General features: G+C 62.4%; 18 protein-coding genes and 1 tRNA gene. 7 read left to right on the forward strand and 12 right to left on the reverse strand.

The features are described from left to right. Positions 1-6: 6 nt before the first annotated feature. From A7A77_RS09820 to A7A77_RS09830, 3 genes are read right to left on the reverse strand one after another with little or no spacing between them, the layout of a single operon-like run. A complete protein-coding gene (locus A7A77_RS09820; protein ID WP_066556952.1) occupies positions 7-750 on the reverse strand; it encodes an extensin-like domain-containing protein in 744 nt (247 codons plus the stop codon). Between the two features lie 39 nt (positions 751-789). Next, positions 790-2253, reverse strand: coding sequence for a UdgX family uracil-DNA binding protein (locus tag A7A77_RS09825; protein WP_066556955.1), 1464 nt, complete (start codon positions 2251-2253; stop codon positions 790-792). Then, positions 2250-3494, reverse strand: a complete 1245-nt coding sequence (locus A7A77_RS09830; RefSeq protein ID WP_066556962.1) for a putative DNA modification/repair radical SAM protein — start codon at positions 3492-3494, stop codon at positions 2250-2252. Before A7A77_RS09830 ends, A7A77_RS09825 begins: the two co-directional genes overlap by 4 nt. 521 nt (positions 3495-4015) lie before the next feature. Here A7A77_RS09830 and A7A77_RS09835 point away from each other — a divergent pair. Continuing rightward, positions 4016-4501: a pyridoxamine 5'-phosphate oxidase family protein gene (locus tag A7A77_RS09835; protein WP_066556975.1), complete on the forward strand. Its 486-nt coding sequence runs from the start codon at positions 4016-4018 to the stop codon at positions 4499-4501. A 66-nt stretch (positions 4502-4567) separates the two neighbouring features. Here the strand turns inward: A7A77_RS09835 and A7A77_RS09840 are convergent, their stop codons facing one another. Then, positions 4568-5974 (reverse strand): sodium-dependent transporter, encoded by a 1407-nt coding sequence (locus tag A7A77_RS09840; protein WP_066556978.1) that lies wholly within the window; start codon positions 5972-5974, stop codon positions 4568-4570. Positions 5975-6101: 127 nt separating this feature from the next. Here A7A77_RS09840 and panB point away from each other — a divergent pair, with 127 nt between their 5' ends. Further along, positions 6102-6977: a 3-methyl-2-oxobutanoate hydroxymethyltransferase gene (panB, locus tag A7A77_RS09845; protein ID WP_066557160.1), complete on the forward strand. Its 876-nt coding sequence runs from the start codon at positions 6102-6104 to the stop codon at positions 6975-6977. Between the two features lie 66 nt (positions 6978-7043). Continuing rightward, the gene (locus A7A77_RS09850) at positions 7044-8105 is read left to right on the forward strand and encodes a DUF475 domain-containing protein (protein ID WP_066556985.1); all 1062 of its coding nucleotides are present in this window, start codon (positions 7044-7046) and stop codon (positions 8103-8105) included. Between the two features lie 2 nt (positions 8106-8107). Here the strand turns inward: A7A77_RS09850 and prsR are convergent, their stop codons facing one another. From prsR to A7A77_RS17850, 4 genes are all read right to left on the reverse strand, one after another. Then, the gene (gene prsR, locus A7A77_RS09855; RefSeq protein ID WP_066556987.1) at positions 8108-9502 is read right to left on the reverse strand and encodes a PEP-CTERM-box response regulator transcription factor; all 1395 of its coding nucleotides are present in this window, start codon (positions 9500-9502) and stop codon (positions 8108-8110) included. Beyond that, positions 9502-11601: an XrtA/PEP-CTERM system histidine kinase PrsK gene (prsK, locus tag A7A77_RS09860; RefSeq protein ID WP_156500505.1), complete on the reverse strand. Its 2100-nt coding sequence runs from the start codon at positions 11599-11601 to the stop codon at positions 9502-9504. The genes prsR and prsK overlap by 1 nt, the downstream gene beginning before the upstream one ends. Positions 11602-11795: 194 nt before the next feature. Then, complete coding sequence (locus A7A77_RS09865) at positions 11796-12080, reverse strand: hypothetical protein (protein WP_066556991.1); 285 nt, start codon at positions 12078-12080, stop codon at positions 11796-11798. 85 nt (positions 12081-12165) lie between these two features. Next, positions 12166-12315 (reverse strand): hypothetical protein, encoded by a 150-nt coding sequence (locus A7A77_RS17850; protein ID WP_156500506.1) that lies wholly within the window; start codon positions 12313-12315, stop codon positions 12166-12168. 349 nt (positions 12316-12664) lie between these two features. Between A7A77_RS17850 and A7A77_RS09870 the strand changes: the two genes are divergently transcribed. After that, positions 12665-13126, forward strand: coding sequence for a winged helix-turn-helix domain-containing protein (locus A7A77_RS09870; protein WP_216635571.1), 462 nt, complete (start codon positions 12665-12667; stop codon positions 13124-13126). Between the two features lies 1 nt (position 13127). On the opposite strand, the gene A7A77_RS09875 is transcribed toward A7A77_RS09870, so the two are convergent. The 4 genes from A7A77_RS09875 to efp form a co-directional block, all read right to left on the reverse strand. Further along, positions 13128-14918, reverse strand: a complete 1791-nt coding sequence (locus A7A77_RS09875) for an SLC13 family permease (RefSeq protein WP_066557163.1) — start codon at positions 14916-14918, stop codon at positions 13128-13130. 88 nt (positions 14919-15006) lie between these two features. Further along, a tRNA-Leu gene (locus A7A77_RS09880) sits at positions 15007-15090 on the reverse strand. Positions 15091-15171: 81 nt separating this feature from the next. Next, the gene (locus A7A77_RS09885; RefSeq protein ID WP_066556997.1) at positions 15172-15993 is read right to left on the reverse strand and encodes an inositol monophosphatase family protein; all 822 of its coding nucleotides are present in this window, start codon (positions 15991-15993) and stop codon (positions 15172-15174) included. 12 nt (positions 15994-16005) lie between these two features. Continuing rightward, a complete protein-coding gene (gene efp / locus A7A77_RS09890; protein WP_066557000.1) occupies positions 16006-16569 on the reverse strand; it encodes an elongation factor P in 564 nt (187 codons plus the stop codon). A gap of 175 nt (positions 16570-16744) precedes the next feature. On the opposite strand from efp, the gene A7A77_RS09895 reads away from it, so the two are divergent. The 3 genes from A7A77_RS09895 to A7A77_RS09905 all read left to right on the forward strand — a co-directional run bounded on the left by A7A77_RS09895 (position 16745) and on the right by A7A77_RS09905 (position 20033). Beyond that, the gene (locus A7A77_RS09895) at positions 16745-17296 is read left to right on the forward strand and encodes an adenine phosphoribosyltransferase (protein WP_425388561.1); all 552 of its coding nucleotides are present in this window, start codon (positions 16745-16747) and stop codon (positions 17294-17296) included. Between the two features lie 138 nt (positions 17297-17434). Further along, positions 17435-19072, forward strand: coding sequence for a peptide ABC transporter substrate-binding protein (locus A7A77_RS09900; protein ID WP_066557004.1), 1638 nt, complete (start codon positions 17435-17437; stop codon positions 19070-19072). Between the two features lie 43 nt (positions 19073-19115). Next, entirely contained in the window at positions 19116-20033 is a 918-nt protein-coding gene (locus A7A77_RS09905) for an ABC transporter permease (protein ID WP_066557007.1), read from the forward strand. Positions 20034-20040 lie beyond the last annotated feature (7 nt).

Here is a 20040-nt window from a genome sequence, read left to right on the forward strand (position 1 = left end):
GGCCGCTCAGCGACAGTAACCGCCGAACCCTCGTTCAGCCTGATCGAGGTGGAAATGGTCAGCGTGAAGCGCGTTGTAGTCGGGCGATAGCGTGGTTGCGAACACGTCGCACGCCCCGTCCCGCACTTCGCGCAGGAATGTGCCCCGCGCGCCTTCGTCTGCCCAGTCATCCAGCAACCGAACCTGTCGACCGTCGGACAGGACGAAACCGGCGATGTCGATGGCATTGCCGGTTGCATGCTCGCTCCACCGCCCGCTCTCTGCACCGTTCACCCGGCGGCAATTCGCGGTGCCCATCTGCTCGATCTTAACGACGCGGCTGCCCAGTAACCGTTCGGCTGCCGGTTGCACCCGATGTTCCAGCCACCACGCCAAGCCTGCGTGCACCGCACATGTCGCAACAGCGTTGCGCGGCTGGAACGCCAGCCCGCTTGGCTCGTCGCTCTCCGGCAAAACGCGGTCGGCCCTCAGGCACGCGCCCTCGCCCATAGGTTCCAGAGCCTCGAACGCAATGTCCGACCGGGATAGAACGTCGCGGCAATCCGGTCCGCCGGCGCGCAATCCTGCAAGCTTGGTCGCGGTCGCCCAACCTTCGGCTCGAGAAATCAGAAGGGGCGCACGCGGATCGTGTTGCGGGTGCCGTGCCAGCCAGTCGAGGCCGAAAAGCACTATTCCGCCCGCTACGAACAGGGCGAATAAAAGATAATCGATCCGGAAGGGACGCTTGGGCAGGCTCGCGAAGCGGGGCATTGAAAGCTTAACGCACAGGCCGGCGCAAGTTCCCGAATTTCAAAGGCCCGCAGAGACGGACATTTCCGCCAACCGCTTTGCGACTGCGGAAAGATCGTTCCGGAAGAACGCCTCCTGCTGCACCCGTGCCTCACCATCCAGCCGGAGGAGATAGGAAGGATGCACCGTCACCCAAAGCTCGCTGCCATCGCCGAGCGGAAGCGCCTGTCCGCGCGCCTTGGCCACCGATACCGTGCGCCCCAGCATCGCCCGCGCCGCACTGGCACCCATGGCGAGCACGAGCTTTGGCTGCACGATCTTGCGCTCGCTCTCCACCCACCAGCGACAAGTGTCGATTTCCCTTGCGGTCGGGGTTTCGTGCAGCCTGCGCTTGCCGCGTTGCGCATATTTGAAATGCTTGACCGCGTTGGTGACATAGGCGGCACTGCGGTCGATCCCGGCTTCGACAAGGCAGTTATCAAGCAAATGCCCGGCGGGGCCGACAAAGGGGCGGCCTTGCAAATCCTCCTGGTCGCCCGGCTGCTCTCCCACGATCATCAGCCCCGAAAAGCCGCCGGCGGCATCGCGTGGCCCCTCGCCCATAACGGCCGTGTTGTGCATTTCCCCAATGGGGCAGCGGGCGCAGGCATGGATCGCTTGGCCGATCGCCTCCAGCGTATCGGGCCGTTCGCCCATGTCGAGCGCGCCCTTTTTTACCATCGCAGCCTCGCGCGCCTGCGCGCCGGCGATCAAGTCGGGAATAAGCTGCGCCTCCGGCATGTTCTTCCAGTACTTGCGCGGCATTTCTTTCAGCATCGCGCCAACCTTCAAGCGGGCCGGATTGAAGATCGAGGCATAGTAGCTGCGCCACAATTCCTCCGCCGGATCACCGCCGGGCGCATCGGCGCGGGTCGCAGGCGGGCCTTCACGCAAGATCTCACCGTCCCAGTGGAGGCTGCCGCGCGGGGTGAGGATAGACCAACGCATGTTGGCGAAACGACGGGTGAAGAATCCCGAATTATGGCGCAGGATATGATGGTATGGTTCGAACCACGCGACATAATGCTCGGCCCCGCTCTCTTCCTCGACCATGCGGAAGCGGAGGAAGGCGCGCATCTTGTGTATGTCGCGGCGAACGGCGCGGGCCATGTCTGCCATCGCGCGTATGTCCGGATCGGCCATATCCTCGATCAGGCGCGGTTTTGTCTGCAGGCGCCAGAGAACACGATATAGCAAGGAAAACCGCGTTATATCAGAGTTCAACAGGACAATCCTCGCAATGTCCATGAACCGCTTCGACACGCGGGGCTGCGGCACCTCCCCGTCAGGCGCCGGCAATCGGCAGTCACCGAGAGAGAACAGGTCGCCCGCGCTGCCGCCCGGTTCGGTCCACGCGACACGATCGGATGGAACATCCGCCATCAGCAGCAGCCGCGCATGGCCGCGCCACTCCTCGAAATCGTCGGAAGTGGCCATCGGCACGACGTAATAGTCGCTATCCTGAACGTGCCGGAGAGCAGTCATGCCACGAACAGTTCCAGCTGCTCGACCTTCGGGGCGATCAGCGCCTTGAGATCGGCCCGATCGGTTAGCAGCACCGGTCGCCAGTCGGCAGTCACGATGAACGGCTGAACCTTCTTCACCGACACGGTCAGCTTCGCCACATCGTCCAGCCGCAACCGCCGGTGCCGCCGCGCCATCAGGATCTGCCCCACCGCCCGCGTTCCCAATCCCGGCACGCGCAGCAGTGCTTCCCTGGCAGCGCGGTTCACGTCGACGGGGAAGCTTTCACGAAATTTCAGCGCCCAGGCGAGCTTGGGATCGATGTCGAGCGGCAGCATCCCGTCCGCACCCGCCGCTTGCGCCACTTCGTGCGGAGCGAAACCGTAGAAGCGCATCAGCCAGTCGGACTGGTAGAGGCGGTGTTCACGGATCAGCGGCGGACGCTTCAGCGGCAGGACCGCGCTGGCATCGGGAATGGGGCTGAACGCGCTGTAATAGACACGCCGCAACCGGTGACGGGAATAGAGCGAGCTTGCCCGCGTCACGATATCGACATCGCTGGCGGCATCGGCGCCGACGATCATCTGCGTCGATTGACCGGCAGGCGCAAATTTCGGCGCGTGGCGGAAACGCTTCTTCGCATCCTTCGCTTCGGCAATCGCCGACTTCATTCCCGACATCGCACCATCGATCTGTCCGGCGTTCTTGTCGGGCGCGAGACGGGTCAGACCGGCATCGGTCGGCAGTTCGACGTTGATCGAGACGCGGTCGGCATAGAGCCCGGCGCGGTGCACGATCTCCGGATCGGCCTCCGGAATGGTCTTGAGGTGGATATACCCGCGAAAATCATGCTCCTCGCGCAGGATGCGCGCCGTTTCGACCAGCATCTCCATCGTGTGATCGGAACTGCGGATAATGCCCGAGGACAGGAACAGTCCCTCGACATAATTGCGCTTGTAGAAGGACAGCGTGAGGTCCGCCACTTCCTGCGGCGTAAACCGCGCGCGTTCCACGTTCGAGCTCTTGCGGTTCACGCAGTAGTGGCAGTCGAACACGCAATGGTTGGTGAGCAACAGTTTTAGCAGCGAGATGCACCGCCCGTCGGGAGCGTAGGCGTGGCAAATGCCCATTCCCTCTGTCGACCCGATCCCCCTGCCCCCACGGCTGTCCCGCTTGCTCGTGCCGGACGAGGCGCACGAGGCGTCGTACTTCGCAGCGTCCGCGAGAATCCTGAGCCGGTCGAGAATGGGTTTCTGCACCATTCGTTCTATTTATGTTCCAAACGCCCGAATAGCAACAAGCTCTTCAAAACAACCGGTTAGACAGGATCTGCCGTGATGAAGACAGACGCCGTGCCCCCGGGCCGTTCCGGCTCGCCCCAGAACTACAGACCGCGAGTTGACCGTCGCTGTACCAGGCTGCAACACAACTTCGAGACCCGCAGAAATCTGCGCTTTTTTCTGGATTTCGGGAAAGGTTAACTGTACTTGTTAACCAAGCCTCGCGAATCGAAGTTCGCATGCCGACGCTCTCTGACGAACAGCAGCCGCAATAACGGGCACTCTTAAACGAGACGGGTTTACGCCATACACGGACGGCCTCCGTGTGGGGGCGGCGAGGTTTATCCCCGTCGCCCCTTTTCGTTTCCATCGGCCGGATCCCCCGGCTCTTCAGCATCTGTCAGCATCTGTCAGCAGCTTGTCTCGCGACAAGAGGCATGTGGCGCAATTGCGGAACCTGTTCGTTGTCAGCCTGTTGGTTTGGTAAACGAAAGGAATTCCGTATGAATTATGACAAGCACCCCGATCCGGCAAAGCTGAAGCACGAATTCTGGGAAGAGATGAGCGATTCGCCGTTCGTCATGCTGCAGCTTGACGCAGACCCCGACAGCGCGGCCCCGATGACCGCCCAGCTCGACAAATCGGCCGATAGCGCGATCTGGTTCTTCACATCCCGCGACAACCGCTTTGCCGCAAAGGGACCGGCGACGGCTACATTCTCCGCCAAGGACCACGACCTGTTCGCACGGTTCCACGGTGTGCTGAGCGAAGAGACCAGCCGCGAACGACTGGACAAGCAGTGGTCACGTCAGGTCGAAGCGTGGTTTCCCGGCGGCAAGGATGATCCAAAGCTGCTGATGCTGCGTATGGACCTTGGCGACGCCAGCATCTGGAGCGCGGAACTTGGCGCGCTGACCACCGCGAAAATGCTGGTCGGCAAGGATGTGACGCAGGACGTTCAGGACAAGCAGGTCGAAACCACGCTCTGAACAAGCAGAGTTTGCGTTTGAACAACTGGCAGGGGCCGTCCCGTAACAGGGCGGCCCCAGTCTATTTCAGGCAAACAGGCCGTAGATCAGGATCAAGACCAGCGCCAGCGGGCTGAGGTAACGGATCAGCAAGCGCCAGAACCGGTGGAGCCAACCGGAAAGGCCGTTTTCGGCGTCGACCAGCCGGTCGCTGGCCACCCAGCCGACAAGGACGCAGACAAGGATCGCCCCGATCGGGATCATGAGCTTGGTAGTCAGCGTGTCGAGGATGTCGAACATGCCCATACCGGTGAAGATCGGGATGAAATCCAGCGGATGGAATTCGGCAAGGGCGTTGAAGGACAGCCCGGCAAATACCCCAAGCGCGCCGATCAGGGCGATCATGGAAAGCGCCGCCTTTGGGCGGGAGACGTGGAACTTCTCCATCGCCCATGCGGTCGGCACTTCGAACAGGGCGACCGAACTGGTCAGTGCCGCCACCGTCACCATCAGGAAAAACAGCAGGCCCACCAGCGAACCGCCCGGAATGGACTGGAACGCGACCGGAATGGCCTGGAACATGAGGCCCGGCCCTGCCCCTGCGGCAATGCCAGCGGCGAACACGATCGGGAAGATGCACAGCCCCGCCAGCAGCGCCACGCCCGTATCGGCAGCGGCGATGACGCCCGACGTGCCGGCAAGGTTGACGTCGCGCCCGACGTAGGAACCGTAGGTCATCATCCCCGCCATGCCGAGCGAGAGCGAAAAGAACGCCTGCCCCAGCGCGGCAAGGACAACGGTTCCGTCTATTTTCTCAGGCTCGAAAGTGAAAAGATAGGCCACTGCATCGCCGAAAGCCCCGCTGAACATGCCGTAGACGGTGATCGCGATCAGCAGGAAGAAGAACACCGGCATCAGGTAGACCGCCATCAATTCGATCCCCTTCGACACCCCCCGATAGGTGAAGAAGGCCGTGACGACCACGAACAGCAGTTGCAGCCCGACGACCAGCGAGGGGCTTTCCAGTAAGCTGGGGAACAGGGCGCTTACCGCATCGACGTCCATCCCCTGTAACGCGCCGCCGGTCACGCCGCTCGACACCGAATCCACCGCGAACACGCCGACGTAGTAGAGCACCCAGCCACCGACCACGCAGTAGAAGCCGGCAACGATCGTCGCGGTCAGGATGCCGACGCCCGCCACCCCTTCCCACAACGGTGATGCGCCGGAATCGACGGCCAGCTTGCGCGCGCTGAGCGTGGGTGAATCCTGACCGTATCGCCCGATCAGCGTTTCTGCGAGCAGGACCGGCAGGCAGATCAGGATGACACAGGCGATGTAGACGAGAACGAAAGCCCCACCTCCGTTCTCCCCTGCCTCTGTCGGGAAGCGCCACAGGTTGCCAAGGCCGACTGCCGATCCGATCGCCGCCAATACGAACGCGGTTTTGGAAGACCACCCCTCACGACCGTTGACTGCGCCTGCTGCTACCATAATGCCTGTCTTCCCCGAACGCGGTTGCTTCGTATCATTCGAAACCGATTGGCGTTATCTGCAACGAATTGTGCGCTGCGTCGACCCGCAGTTTGCGACTTGGCACAGCTTCGCTAAAAGCACGCCTATGTCCACGACTTTCCAGCTCGATACCGCGACCAGCCGCGCAAATCCCACACCAGCGCCGATGAAACGGCTGACCGTGCCGAAAATCATGCAGCGCAAGGCGGACGGCAAGACCACCGAACCGCTAGTCATGCTGACCGCCTATACCGCGCGGCAGGCCCAGCTGCTCGATCCGCACTGCGACATGCTGCTGGTCGGGGATTCGCTGGGGCAGGTTATCTATGGCCTGCCATCCACCCTGCCGGTCACACTGGACATGATGATCGCGCATGGCGCTGCGGTCGTGCGCGGGTCCTATCACTCGCTGGTCGTCGTCGACATGCCGTTCGGATCGTACGAGGCAAGCCCGCAGCAGGCTTTCGCCAGTGCAAGCCGCATCATGGCCGAAACCGGCGCGGCCGCCGTGAAGCTGGAAGGCGGGCAGGCAATGGCGGAAACCATATCGTTCCTGTCGCAGCGAGGCATTCCCGTGATGGCCCATGTCGGCCTGACCCCGCAGGCGGTGAACGCGCTGGGCGGATACATGGCCCGCGGACGCAGCCAGCAGGAGCACGAGAAGATCGTGGCCGACGGCAAGGCGGTTGAGAGCGCCGGCGCATTCGCCGTCGTTGTCGAAGGCGTGGTCGAAGACATCGCAATCGCGCTTACCGGCGCGATCGAAATCCCGACGATTGGCATCGGCGCTTCGGCCCGGTGCGACGGGCAAGTGCTGGTGACAGAGGACATGCTGGGCATGTTCGAACGCGTGCCGCGCTTCGTGAAGAAGTATAACGATATCGCCTCGGTCATTTCGGAAACCGCTGCCGCATATGCCGATGAAGTACGCTCGCGCAGCTTCCCGGGCGAGGCGCAGGTCTATCCCGCCCGCAAGGACTGAACCAAACCGCCTCTCGCTCGTTTGGAGAGCGATTTTCCCATTCCTTCCGCAGGAAGTTGCAAGACCTTGAAGACGCTCCTCGCCCACTATCGCGGCTCGTTTATCTTTACTTTCATCTGCCTTGCTCTCGCGGTCTGGCTCGGCTGGTCGCAGGGCAACGGCATCGCCGGCGTGTTCAACGTCCTGTGGATCGTCATCGTCCTGTCGATTCTGGAGGTATCGCTCAGCTTCGATAACGCGGTGGTGAACGCCACCGTGTTGAAGGACATGCCGCCGAAATGGCAGCAGCGCTTCCTGACCTGGGGTATCGCGATTGCGGTGTTCGGCATGCGCATCGTGTTTCCGCTGGCGATTGTTGGCATCGCGGCAAGCCTGAACCCGGTGGAAGCACTCAACCTCTCTCTGAACGATCCGAAGCGTTACGAGGAGATCGTGTCGTCGGCCCATACCGGCATCGCCGGTTTCGGCGGGGCATTCCTCACGATGGTCGGCCTCAACTTCTTCTTTGACGGAGAGAAGGACATTCACTGGATCCGCTCGGTCGAAAAATTCCTGACCAAGGTTTCCAATATCAAGGCGGCGGAAATCGCCCTGCTGGTTCTGGGCCTGTACGGCATTTCGCTGATGCTGCCGGATGACGAAGCGCTGACGTTCGTTACGGCGGGGATGCTGGGTATCGTGACCTATATCGCGGTGGAAGCGGTGGGCACCCTGCTCGACATGGCCGACAACAAGGCGGCAGAGGGCGCGGCGCGATCGGGTCTTGGCGGCTTTCTCTACCTCGAAGTGCTTGACGCCAGCTTCTCGTTCGACGGGGTCATCGGTGCCTTCGCGCTTACCAACAACATGCTGATCATCGCGCTGGGCCTGTCTATCGGTGCGATGTTCGTGCGTTCGATGACGATCCACCTCGTCCGCGCGGGCACGCTGGCCCAGTATCGCTATCTTGAACACGGGGCATTTTGGGCGATCATCGTGCTGGGCGTGATCATGCTGCTGACGGCGAAGTTCCACATTCCGGAGGTTTTCACCGGCCTGATAGGCGCGACCCTGATCATCATCTCGCTGTGGTGGTCGGTCCGCTATTCGAAACGTCACCCTGAAGAGGCCAACGCGTCAATCGACTGATTTCAGGCGGACAGGTCGTACTGTTTCATCAGGTCGTATAGCGTGGGCCTGCTGATGCCCAGCATACGCGCCGTCGAACTGATGTTGCCGTCGCTGCGAGCCAGCGCATGGCGGATCACGCGGCGGTCCGCCTGCTCGCGCGCGGCTTTCAGGTTCAGCGCATTGGCCAGTTCCTCGTCTGGTTCGGCAAGGTCCAGATCCTCTGCGCCCACCAGCTTGCCGTCGGCCATAATGACCGCGCGTTTCACGCGGTTCTCCAGCTCGCGCACGTTGCCCGGCCAATGCCATGCATCGATCGCCGCCAGCGCATCGGCGGAAAAGCCAGTTACCTTGGGGTTCATCTCGCCGGCGAACTTGTGGAGGAAGTGGCGCGCCAGCAACGGGGCATCGCCGGGCCGTTCGGCCAGTGTCGGGATGGAGACCACGATTTCGGCCAACCGGTAATAGAGGTCTTCGCGGAACGTCCCTTCGGCGATCATCGCCGACAGGTCGCGATGGGTGGCACAAACGATCCGGGTGTCGACGGCAATGGCCTTGCGCCCGCCAATCCGTTCCAGCGTCCGTTCCTGCAAAAAGCGTAGCAGCTTGGCCTGAAGCGCCAGCGGAATGTCGCCCAGCTCGTCAAGAAACAGGGTGCCGCCCTGAGCCAGTTCGATCTTGCCTTCCCGCGTTGTCGTCGCGCCGGTGAATGAGCCCTTTTCGTGACCGAACAGCTCCGATTCCAGAAGGTGTTCGGGAATGGCCGCGCAGTTGATGGCAACGAATGCCCCGCCGCGCCGCGGGCTGGCATCGTGAAGCCCCCGCGCCAGCAGTTCCTTGCCCGTCCCGCTCGCACCGTTCAGCATCACCGAAACATCCGCCGGCGCAACACGCTCGATCGTGCGCGCCACGCGCACCATTTCGGGCGCGGAAGTGATGAGGGTGCCAAGAACGCGGCTTTCCTCACCGGTCTTCGCAGCCAGAGTGCGGTTTTCCCGCTCGACAGCGCGCAGCGCCAGCGCGCGGCGCACGATCAAGGCCAGTTCCTCGATCTTCACCGGCTTGGCGTAGAAATCGTATGCGCCGCGTTCGATGGCCTGCAGCACGCTTTCGTGCGCGCCATGGCCGCTGGCGATGATCACCTTGGTATCGGGCTTCAGCTCCATGATCGCGTCGAGCACGGCAAACCCCTCGCTCGTCCCGTCGGGATCTGGCGGAAGGCCAAGGTCCAGCGTCACGACATCCGGCTCTTCGGATCGCAAGGCGGCAATTGCGGCATCGCGGTCGCCAACGCAGGTCACGTCGAAATCGTCCCACGCCCACTTCAACTGGGTCTGCAGGCCGGGATCATCCTCTATCACCAGCAGCTTCGGCAATGCCTCGCCAGTTTGCCCGTTCCTGCCCGTCTTGCCTGCCATTACGCCACTTTCCTGTCGTCGCGCGGCCCTTCACGGCCGCCCTCTTCCGCCATGCGCGGAAGCCAGATCACGAAACGCGAGCCGATGCCGACACGCGATTCCACTTCCAGTCGCCCGCCCATCGCGCGCACCAGTTCACGCGCCTCGAACGCGCCGATGCCGAACCCGTCGGCCTTGGTCGAAACGAACGGCTTGAACAGGGTGGAACGGATGAATTCGGGCGACATGCCGCAGCCCTTGTCGGATATCTCGATACCCGCTTGCCGGTCGGTGCCGGGAAAGCTGACTTCCACCCCCCGCCCCGGTTCGCTTGCCTCTATCGCGTTGCGCACAAGATGGCGGAGCACCTGGTCCAGCGCTTCGGGATCACCGGCCAGCCGCGATCCGCCGCCCGGCCCCACGTGCACCAGCCCGCCCTCGATCTCCACCGCAAGAGCGGTTCGCACAACGTCGACCGGCGACAGGCCCTGCACCGTTCCGACACCGGATCCGCCATAATTCGACAGGCGCCCGATCAGCGTTTCCAGCCTGTCGGTCGCGTTGCGCAGCGTGACCAGCATGTCGGCACGGAACGCCGGTTTCTCGATATGCCGTTCCGCATTGGACACGACGAGACCCAGCTGGCTGGCAAGGTTCTTGATGTCGTGCATGACGAACGCCATGCGCCGGTTGAATTCATCGAAACGCGCCGCTTCCAGCAACGCCTTTTGCGCCTGGTTTTCGGAAAGGTGCGCGGCAAGCTGCTGCCCCACGATGCGCAGCAGGTCGAAATCTTCCCAGTCGAGGTGGCGGGCATAAGCGGGCCGCGCCAGCACGACGACACCGGCCAACCGGCCATCGACCTGCAGCGGCACCATTGCCCACGCACCGGGCGTGGCCAGCAGCCATTCGGGGATCAGATGCCGTTCCAGCCCGCCGCTTCCCGCTGAACGTACGGCATCGAGCGCGATGACCGCACCGTCGCGTTCGAACAAGGTGAGCGATACGGCGGGCAGCGCGGTGGACGGCACCTCCAGCGATGCCCAGTTCCAGCGTGCCGACAGCGCCATATGACCACCCTCGTCAGGGGTCAGCAACAGTCCTGCGGGGCTATCGACGATGTCTGCCAGTGACTGCACTGCCCGTTGTTCCAGTGGAACGCTGTCATGCCGGTTGCCCGCAATCGTGCGGCTGAGGCGCAGCCACTCCTCCCGATAGTCATAGCGGTGGCGGAACAGGTTGCGCACCACCACTTCCCGCAGCCAGGCGCGGAAGCTGCCCGATGCGAGGAAGGCCCCGACGAAAACGGCCAGCACGACACCGGAAAAGCGGGTCAGGGTGCCCATCGCGAAATCGCTGCGCGACAGGGCGGTATCGATCGTGAACAGGGCGAACAGGTAAAGCGCGATGACGAGCAGCGACAGGCTCTGGAAGGCAACGGTGCGGGACGGGGAAAAACGCCGGATCGCACGCTGTCTACCGTCCATCCACATCAGCGCGGCAACGCCGGTCCATGCCGCAGCCCGCCCGATCATCATGGCATCGGGCATCGTGCCGGCCAGATAGACCATGGCGTTGGCGTTCAGTTCAAAACCCCATGCCAGCACCAATGCGCCCGACATCCAGCCGATCCGCGCGCGCTGCTGCGCCCCTGCACCGACGTAGAGGTTGTGGATCAGCACGAGCATGCCGATCGCGAACAGCAGGTGGAAAATGCCAGAAACCCGCGCGATCAATTCGAATGCGCCGGGCATCGTGAACATGTCCGACAGCATCACCAGCGGCACTTGCAACACCTCGACCAGCGCCAGTGATGCCAGCATCGGGCGCACCGGTTTCAGGCTGGCATGCCGCCCGTCGGCTGCGAACAGGGCGCGGATCAGCGCCAGCCATGTCAGGTTACGCAGCGCGGCGACAAGCCAGAGAACACGCGGATCGATCACGCCCGGAGAGGTTGCAAGCAAGTGTACCGCCGCAGTGCCGAGCGCGGCGATGACCAGTGCGCGTATCCGGTCCGCCCTGCCCCGTCGCCACAACAGGAACGCCGACAACAGGCAGGCCATCGCGCTCACTGCAATCGCGCCAGAACCAATCAGCGACCAGATCGATTGCGACGGCACGCCTACCCACTCCGCCTGGTCGTGTGTCGACGATCCGGTATGGGGGATGAGAGCGTGTTAGCCATGGCCGCCAGATTAGCGTCCGCATGGTAAACGCCGCGTAAAGAAGCGGCGCCGGGAACCCGTTATGGGCACCCGGCGCCGGATATCTTTTCGCCGATAGCTCCCGGACCGAACCCGGGAATTCGCGGCTCTTACTCCGAAATGCGCTCAGCCGCCGTGTCGGCAGCGTTGCCGACGCTTTCGGCAGCGTTGCCGACACTATTGGCAGCTTCGGCGATCGCGTTGTCTTTCGCTACTTCCGACGAGTTGTTCTGCATAAGCACGAACGCACCCACCACCAGCGCCAGCACGACGACAATGGCGATCAGCCAGCCGGACCCGCCGCCTGAACGTTCGGGCCGTTCGTGGATGATTTCGGTATGCGTATGCGTATCGCCCGTTGGGGTACGCGTTTCGACGATGCGTTCCTCGACCATGGACAAGTCTCCTGTGTTACGTTTGGCTTGCAAACGATCGGAGCCGCGTTGCGGTTCCGGCAGGAGACTGTCCCGGTCCGGCCGTTCAGCCGTCCAGCAGGTTGTCGAGCGTCTTGCGGAAAGCGCTGTTGGTGGCGCTATCCTGCTTGCTTACGATCGCAAGCCAATCGGCGATATCGCCCATCGAGCTTGCAGCCGAATTGCGGGATTCAAGCGAGTTTTTCGCGTTATTCATGGTTACCAGTCCCCATGTCTTCCTGGCGCACAGACACACTTCCCTGACACTAATGTCAATACGCACGGCATCGCGAAGATTCGCGAACGGCCAATTGTTGCAATGTCGTCACAGGCCTTTGGTTCCCGCATTGCGATTCATGCATTCGTCACCAAATGTGCGAACAATGATTGCGCAATTTCAGACTGGCCTCAGAAAGTTTACATACACTTCTGACGAGCATCAGCGCGAGTTGGCCGCTGCCGGAATGATGGAGACCGACCGATTCGCGCTGATTAACGTTGTATTCGTCAGCTTGGATACCCCCGATTCGCTCCACGCCATCGGCGATCTCCGGAATAAGGGATGCATGGTGCTGGCACTGGCGACGATTGCACAGAAGCGCCAGCGAATGGCGGCGCTCGCTGCGGGTGCGCATGAATTCCTGACGACAGGCCCGATCGACCCGGCTCAGCTTTCAGCCCGGCTCACACTTCTGGCGACGGGTTCCGCACTCCCGGCAGGTATCGCGATGGATGCCGGTCAGGGTTCGCTGCTTCTGGCCGGAGCGAGCCACCAACTGAGCGAAAGGGATTACCGGCTAATCGCGATGCTTGTTGAGGCGCGTGGCGGCGTCGTATCCCATGATGCCTTGCTGGAACGCGTGTGGGACGGGCGGTATACGGACCGGCAGCACTTGCGGGTGGCGATACGCCGGCTGCGCAAGAGGATCGAGCCTGAGCCGGACCTGCCGCGCTATCTCCTTAGCGAACCGGCCATCGGCTACAGGTTCGGCAATGGCGGCGACAGGCGAATGCCCCCTGCCGCGTGAACTACATGTAGAAGAACACGAGCATCAGCGACAATGTCGTCGCCATCAGCACCACGAGCGGAACACCCGTCCGCAGGTAATCGCCGAACTTGTAACGCCCTTCTTCCATGATCAGCATGTTTGTCTGATACGCGATCGGGGTGGCGTAACACAGATTGCAGCCGAACAGCACGGCCAGCACCAGCGGTTCGACCGGCAATCCGAGCGTCTCCGCGATCTTGAACGCAATCGGTGTGCCGACCGTGGCTGCGGCCGTGTTCGATGCAAAGTTCGTCAGCACAGTCACGAACAACATCACCGCGGCAACAATCATCGGATCGGGCAGGAACTGCAGCCCTGCCGACAGCAGCGTCCCCAGCCATTCGGCCGCCCCGCTTTCAAGGATCAGTTTGCCGATCGCAATACTGGCCGCGACCAGCACGATGACATTGGCCGAAAGCGCGCGCCCGACACGGTCGAACTTCACGCAACCGGTCGCGAACATCAGGATCGCGCCGACCAGCGCCGAAATGGCGATCGGCCAAAGCCCGACGCTGGCGGTGAACACCGAACCGAACATGATCGCGGCGGACAACAGCGCTTTGGACCGCCTCGGAACCTCTGTCACGCCTTCGAGCAGGAGGAGCCGGTCGCTCTCTGCAAATTCCTCGATCTCGGTCAGCGCACCCATCACGAGGAGAACGTCGCCGGCGCGCAATTCCAGTTCGGAATATTCGTGACGGCCCCTGTCCGGCCCGCGGGTCTGCTGGTGGATGCCCAGAACGGCGACCCCGAACTGCCCGGCAACGCCGGACGAGGGGATGGTCAGCCCGACGAGGCGCGATTCGGCGGTAACCGCCATTTCGACGACCACGACATCGCTCGCCTGGCTCTTGGCGGCGGCATTGATCCGCTCAACCACCCAGGCTGGTGCGACGCGCGCCTTCAGCACCCGCAGGGCATCTTCCAGCGCCTTGTGCGTCCCGCTGACCGGCAGGCGTGAATTGGACGTGATCTGGCGATCCAGCGAACCTTCGAACGTGAACCCTTCGGGCAGGCGTTCCAGCAAGTCGCGCGGGGTCTGTCCGATGAGGTCGCTGTCGTCGTCCACCCGCAGCGTAGCCGCGAATGTGCGGCGATTGCGCGTGAACGCCTGCCCGTTGTCGGGCAACAGGCGCGGCATGACCAGCCACAGGTAGGGCAAGGCGACAAGCGCGGCCACGGCAACGATCGGCGTGAACGTGAACACGCGCATCGGCTCCATGCCCAGATCCGCCGCGATGGACACGACCAGCAGGTTCGTCGACGTGCCGATAGTTGTCGCCATCCCGCCGATCAGCACGGCGGCATTGAGCGGGATCAGCGTTTTCGATGCCGCCATCGCGCCCTTCTCGGCCAGTCCCACGAACACCGGCAGCAGGAGGACGAGCACCGGTGTGTCGTTCACCATCATCGACAGCCCCATCGCGAGCAGCAGGGAAACCAGCATGCCGAGATGAGTATTGAGCTTCCACACCTCCGCAAGGAGACGCGTGGCAGGATCGAGCGCGCCGGTGACGACAAGGCCCCGGCCCATGATCATCAATGCACAGATGGTAATCAGCGCCGGATGGCCGAAGCCGGAAAAGGCAAGCGCGAGCCCGTCCGTCTGGTGCTGCCCCTCCAGCGGGAAGAAGAACAGGCCCAGCGCAATAAGGACAATCGTGACGAGACTGACGATCTCCGTCGCGATCTTGCCACGGGCGAAAGCCACGAACATCGCGACCGTCAGCACCATTGCCGCGAAAGCGTGAAGGGGAGGAATGCCCGGCATCAGCACGTCGATTACCAGCCCCTGCCCCCGCGCGCCAAGCGGCTTGTGCGCAGCCGGGCTGATCGGCTCTGTATCATCGACATACGGATGGTGCCCCTGGCCCGACTCGAACGGGCACGTCTTGCGACAAACGATTTTGAGTCGTTCGCGTCTACCATTCCGCCACAGGGGCAAAACCAAACCGGCACTGCGTTGACCGGAACAAGTCCGGTCGCCAGCAGGACGCCGCTCTTAGCGGGGCGTGCCGTCGGCTTCAAGCTGCCTTCAACGCGCCGACAAGAAGCTTGTGCAGGCGAGAGTGCAATGCATCGTTTCCGGCAAGGATCGTCTGGTCGCAAACCTGCAAAGAACGCCCGCGCCAATCGGACACGAAACCGCCGGCCTCTCTTACCAGCAGGCAGCCGGCCGCGGTATCCCACGGCTTGAGCCCGGATTCCCAGAAACCTTCGTACCGGCCGGCGGCAACCCATGCGAGATCGAGGGAGGCCGCGCCGTAGCGACGGATACCTGCCACGCGGGGCGCGATTTCGCCCGCGATCTTCGCCCATTCGGCGAAATTGCCGGCGCCCTGGAACGGGATGCCGGTCGCGATCAGCGATTCGGACAAGTCGCGCCGCGCCGAAACGCGCAGGCGCGCATCCTGCAGCCATGCACCGCGGCTCTTTTCCGCCCAAAACGTCTCGTCGGTTACCGGCTGATAGACGACGGCGTGTGTCACTTCACCCCAGCCCGATCCGTCGAGCTTGGGTTCCTGCACCGCGATCGAAATCGCGAAGTGCGGCAACCCGTGGAGGAAGTTCGAAGTGCCATCCAGCGGATCGATGATGAAGCGCGGCTTGCCTTCCTCGCCCTCGATCTCGCCCGATTCTTCCAGCAGAAAGCCCCAGCCCGGACGCGCAACGCGCAATTCGTCCCACAAGGTGCGTTCTGCCGCGCGGTCGGCTTTCGACACGAAGTCGGAAGGCCCCTTGCGGCTCGCCTGCAGGTGCTCGACTTCGCCGAAGTCGCGGCGCAGGCGATGCCCCGCCTTGCGCGCGGCGCGTTCGATAACGCGGATCAGTCCGGTAATTGCCATGTCAGTCGCGCCTTACGAGGCCTTGCCGACGTAAGTACGCTCATAAACATCGACGACGATGCGCGTGCCGCTTTCGATATGCGGCGGCACCATCACGCGCACGCCGTTTTCCAGCACTGCGGGCTTGTAGCTGGACGAAGCGGTCTGCCCCTTCACCACGGCATCGGCCTCGACGATGTTCGCCTCGACCTGTTCGGGCAGCTGCACGGAGATCGGCTTTTCTTCCCACAGTTCGAGCAGGACCTGCATCCCGTCTTCAAGGAAGGCGGCAGCATCGCCGAGCAGGTCGGCGGGAAGCTGGATCTGGTCGTAAGTCTCGGTATCCATGAAGACCAGCATGTCGCCCTCTGCATAGAGGTACTGGAAGTCCTTGGTGTCGAGGCGCACACGCTCGATCGTGTCGGCGCTGCGGAAGCGCACGTTGGTCTTGCGGCCATCCTGCAGGTTCTTCATCTCGACCTGCATGTAGGCACCGCCCTTGCCGGGCTGCGTGTGCTGGATCTTGGCAACTTTCCAGATGCCGCCTTCGTATTCGAGAATGTTGCCGGGGCGAATGTCGACGCCGCTGATCTTCATGATGTTTCAGCCTGTGAAAGAACGTGGATCCTGTCGGAAAGCGCCGCCCTTAGCCGCTGGCGCGCCGCGCGGCAAGCGAGCGCTTGAACGCGGCTGTCAAAAGCGGCGTGCGCGAATGCGTTGCGGGCGCCATGGCCCTCGCCTAGTGTCACGCCATCGATCAACAGCAAGAGCGATGACCGGCATCATGAACGACAATGGCGATCTGAAGGACCTTATTCGCACGATCCCCGATCACCCCAAGCCCGGCATCATGTTCCGCGACATCACGACCCTGATGCTGGAGGGCGAAGCATTCGCCGCGACGATCGACCGGATGGCTGCCTTGCTGGAAGGGGACAAGCCGGACCTGATCGCGGGGATCGAGGCGCGCGGCTTCGTCTTCGCGTCCGCCCTTGCCTACAAGCTGGGTTGCGGCGTGCTGATCCTGCGCAAACGCGGCAAGTTGCCCGGCTCCACGATCTCCATCGAATATGCGCTGGAATACGGCACCGACATGCTGGAAATGCATGACGATGCTTGCGGTCCCGGTGCGAAAGTCGTGATTGTCGACGACCTGATCGCGACCGGCGGCACGGCGATTGCCGCAGTCGAGCTGCTGCGCGGGCGCGGGGCGCGGATCGATCAGGCGCTGTTCGTGATCGACCTGCCCGAACTGGGCGGATCCGACCGGCTTTCCGAAAACGAGGTTTCCCCCCACGCCCTGTTCCATTTCGACGGAGAATAGATCCTTTTCCGGCAGAGGGTTCGCATCCGGAACCGAAGCGGTCTGGCAAAAGGCGGGAGAAATCCGGCCATTCAGGCGTTGTTCGGATAACCTCTGCTTGCGGTGCGCAATAAAATTTCCTACCGCAGAAGGATGCAAATGAAACTAGTTCGACACGCTTTGCTGGTCCTCATGCTTGGCCTCGGCCTGTCTGCATGCGGTGATCGCGAGCGCGCAACCGACACTGCGGCACGCGAAGGCGTCCTGCTTTGGGGCAACGGGACAGAGCCCAAGGGTCTGGATCCGCACCTCGTGACCGGCGTGCCCGAAAATCACATCATCTCCTCCCTGATCGAGGGTTTGATCGCCTACCACCCTGACAACGACATGATCCCCGCACCGGGCATGGCCGAAAGCTGGGAGCATGACGGACAGTATACGGTCTGGACCTTCCACTTGCGCGACGCGAAGTGGACCAATGGCGATCCGGTGGTCGCTGGTGACTTCGTTTACAGCTGGCACCGCGCGCTCATCCCCGAACTGGGCAACCAGTATGCCGAGATTTTCTACGTCATGAAGGGCGCGCAGGCATTCAACGAAGGAAAAACAAAGGATTTTAGCACTGTCGGCGTGAAGGCGCTGGACGACAAGACGCTGCAGGTCACGCTGAACGGGCCGGCTCCCTACTTCCCCAACATGCTCAAGCACTATTCGTGGTTTCCGGTAAATCCGCGCGCAGTGGAAGAACATGGCGGTATGGCCGACCGGCAAAGCGGCTGGTCGACACTGGAAAACTATGTCGGCAACGGTCCCTTCCGGCTGAAAAAGTGGGTCACCAACCAGGAGATCGAGGTCGAGCGCAGTCCCACGTATTGGGATGCCAAGACAGTGAAGTTGAACGGCATCCGGTTCTTCCCGATCGAGAATGCCGGCACCGAGGAAGTCATGTTCCGCGGCGGACGCCTGCACCTCACCAACAACGTGCTCAACGACAAGGTGCCGGTGTTCAAGAAGAAGATGCCGGACGAGTTGAAGATCGAGCCCTACCTCGGCAACTACTATTACAAGATCAACGTCGAACGTAAGCCGTTCAACGACCCCCGCGTCCGCAAGGCGCTGGCGCTTGCGATCGATCGCAAGCTGCTGGTGGAGAAGGTCACCAAGGGTGGCCAGTTGCCCGGAACCGGCTTCGTTCCGGCCGGCGTTCCGGGCTACCCTCCGTCCGACCGTGCCGATTTTCATCCCGAAGAAGCCCGCAAGCTGCTCGCCGAAGCAGGTTACCCGAACGGCAAGGGCTTTCCCAAGACCGAAATTCTGGTCAACACGCTGGAAACCCACCGCCAGATCGCCGAGGCGCTGCAGGCGATGTGGAAGGAGCACCTGAACGTCGACATCGGCATCTACAATCAGGAGTGGAAGGTCTACCTCAACAACGTGACCAACGGCGATTACGACATGGCTCGCGCTGGCTGGATCGGCGACTATGTCGACCCGTCGGCCTTCCTCAACATCATGACGACGGGCAACGGCAACAACGACACGAACTGGGGCGATCCGCGTTACGACGCGCTGATCCGCGATGCCCAGCGCGCACCGGACGAAAAGACCCGTTTCGCCATGCTTCGCGAAGCCGAGCAGATCATGATGGACGCCATGCCGGTCATCCCGATCTACTTCTACACCCGCGTCTACCTGAAGGACCCGCGGCTCAAGGGCTGGCACCCCAAGCTGCTCGACAACCATCCGCAGAAGTACCTGTATTTCGAGGAACAGGGCCAACCGGCCCCGGCCGAATGATGGCGCCCCTCCCCCATCTTCCAAGCAGGACGAGAACGATCCGATGCTGAAATTTATCGGCAAACGCTTCCTTCAGGGCATCCTCGTCCTGCTGGGCATCTACGCCGTCACCTTCTTCCTCGTGGCGGCGACGCCGGGCAGCCCGTTCAGTTCCGAACGCGCCATCTCGCCCGAAATCCTTGCCCAGATCGAGGCGTTCTACGGCTATGACAAGCCGGCATCGGAGCGTTTCATCACCTCGCTCGGTAATATCCTGCACGGGGATTTCGGCCCCAGCGCGGTCTATGCCAACCGCACGGTGACGGAGATTATCGCGGAGAGCTTTCCGGTATCGCTGAAGCTCGGTTCGATCTCGCTTGGCGTGGCTCTGCTGCTGGGCATTCCGGCCGGCGTGCTAGCCGCGGTGAAGAAGAACACGTGGCTCGATTATGTGCCCATGTCGGCGGCAATGGCGGGCATCTGCCTGCCCACGTTCGTGATGGGCCCGCTGCTGGCGCTGGTCTTCGGCCTGATCTTTGCCGTGCTTCCGGTCGCGGGGTGGTTCGGGCCGGAATTCGTGATCCTGCCTGCCGCTACTCTCGGCCTCTACTACGCCGCCTATTTCGCGCGGCTTACGCGGGGCGGGATGCTGGAAATGCTCAATCAGGACTGGGTCCGCACCGCACGGGCCAAGGGCGTGCCGGAACGCACGATCGTATGGAAACACTGCCTGAAGGGCGGGCTGATCCCTGCGATCACGTTCCTCGGCCCTGCCCTTGCGGGTATCATTTCCGGCTCTTTCGTCGTCGAAACGATTTTCCAGGTTCCCGGCCTTGGCCAATGGTTCGTGAAGGGCGCGCTGAACCGCGACGATTTCCTGATCCTGGGCCTAACCGTCCTTTTTGCGGCGCTGATCGTGTTGATGAACCTCCTTGTCGACATTGCTCAGGTCGCCCTCAATCCCCGCCTGAAGTATGATTGAGGGGCTC

The sequence above is a fragment of the Croceicoccus bisphenolivorans genome, from assembly GCF_001634625.1.
In the GTDB taxonomy this organism is placed as follows: Bacteria; Pseudomonadota; Alphaproteobacteria; order Sphingomonadales; family Sphingomonadaceae; genus Croceicoccus; species Croceicoccus bisphenolivorans.

What these genes read in the sequence shown, in the direction of transcription:
- A7A77_RS09820 (WP_066556952.1), bottom strand. Translation starts at nt 750, where the DNA reads ATGCCCCGCTTCGCGAGCCTGCCCAAGCGTCCCTTCCGGATCGATTAT.
- A7A77_RS09825 (WP_066556955.1), bottom strand. Translation starts at nt 2,253, where the DNA reads ATGACTGCTCTCCGGCACGTTCAGGATAGCGACTATTACGTCGTGCCG.
- A7A77_RS09830 (WP_066556962.1), bottom strand. Translation starts at nt 3,494, where the DNA reads ATGGTGCAGAAACCCATTCTCGACCGGCTCAGGATTCTCGCGGACGCT.
- A7A77_RS09835 (WP_066556975.1), top strand. Translation starts at nt 4,016, where the DNA reads ATGAATTATGACAAGCACCCCGATCCGGCAAAGCTGAAGCACGAATTC.
- A7A77_RS09840 (WP_066556978.1), bottom strand. Translation starts at nt 5,974, where the DNA reads ATGGTAGCAGCAGGCGCAGTCAACGGTCGTGAGGGGTGGTCTTCCAAA.
- panB (WP_066557160.1), top strand. Translation starts at nt 6,102, where the DNA reads ATGTCCACGACTTTCCAGCTCGATACCGCGACCAGCCGCGCAAATCCC.
- prsR (WP_066556987.1), bottom strand. Translation starts at nt 9,502, where the DNA reads ATGGCAGGCAAGACGGGCAGGAACGGGCAAACTGGCGAGGCATTGCCG.
- A7A77_RS09865 (WP_066556991.1), bottom strand. Translation starts at nt 12,080, where the DNA reads ATGGTCGAGGAACGCATCGTCGAAACGCGTACCCCAACGGGCGATACG.
- A7A77_RS17850 (WP_156500506.1), bottom strand. Translation starts at nt 12,315, where the DNA reads ATGAATAACGCGAAAAACTCGCTTGAATCCCGCAATTCGGCTGCAAGC.
- A7A77_RS09870 (WP_216635571.1), top strand. Translation starts at nt 12,665, where the DNA reads ATGGTGCTGGCACTGGCGACGATTGCACAGAAGCGCCAGCGAATGGCG.
- A7A77_RS09875 (WP_066557163.1), bottom strand. Translation starts at nt 14,918, where the DNA reads ATGCCGGGCATTCCTCCCCTTCACGCTTTCGCGGCAATGGTGCTGACG.
- A7A77_RS09885 (WP_066556997.1), bottom strand. Translation starts at nt 15,993, where the DNA reads ATGGCAATTACCGGACTGATCCGCGTTATCGAACGCGCCGCGCGCAAG.
- efp (WP_066557000.1), bottom strand. Translation starts at nt 16,569, where the DNA reads ATGAAGATCAGCGGCGTCGACATTCGCCCCGGCAACATTCTCGAATAC.
- A7A77_RS09895 (WP_425388561.1), top strand. Translation starts at nt 16,745, where the DNA reads ATGACCGGCATCATGAACGACAATGGCGATCTGAAGGACCTTATTCGC.
- A7A77_RS09900 (WP_066557004.1), top strand. Translation starts at nt 17,435, where the DNA reads ATGAAACTAGTTCGACACGCTTTGCTGGTCCTCATGCTTGGCCTCGGC.
- A7A77_RS09905 (WP_066557007.1), top strand. Translation starts at nt 19,116, where the DNA reads ATGCTGAAATTTATCGGCAAACGCTTCCTTCAGGGCATCCTCGTCCTG.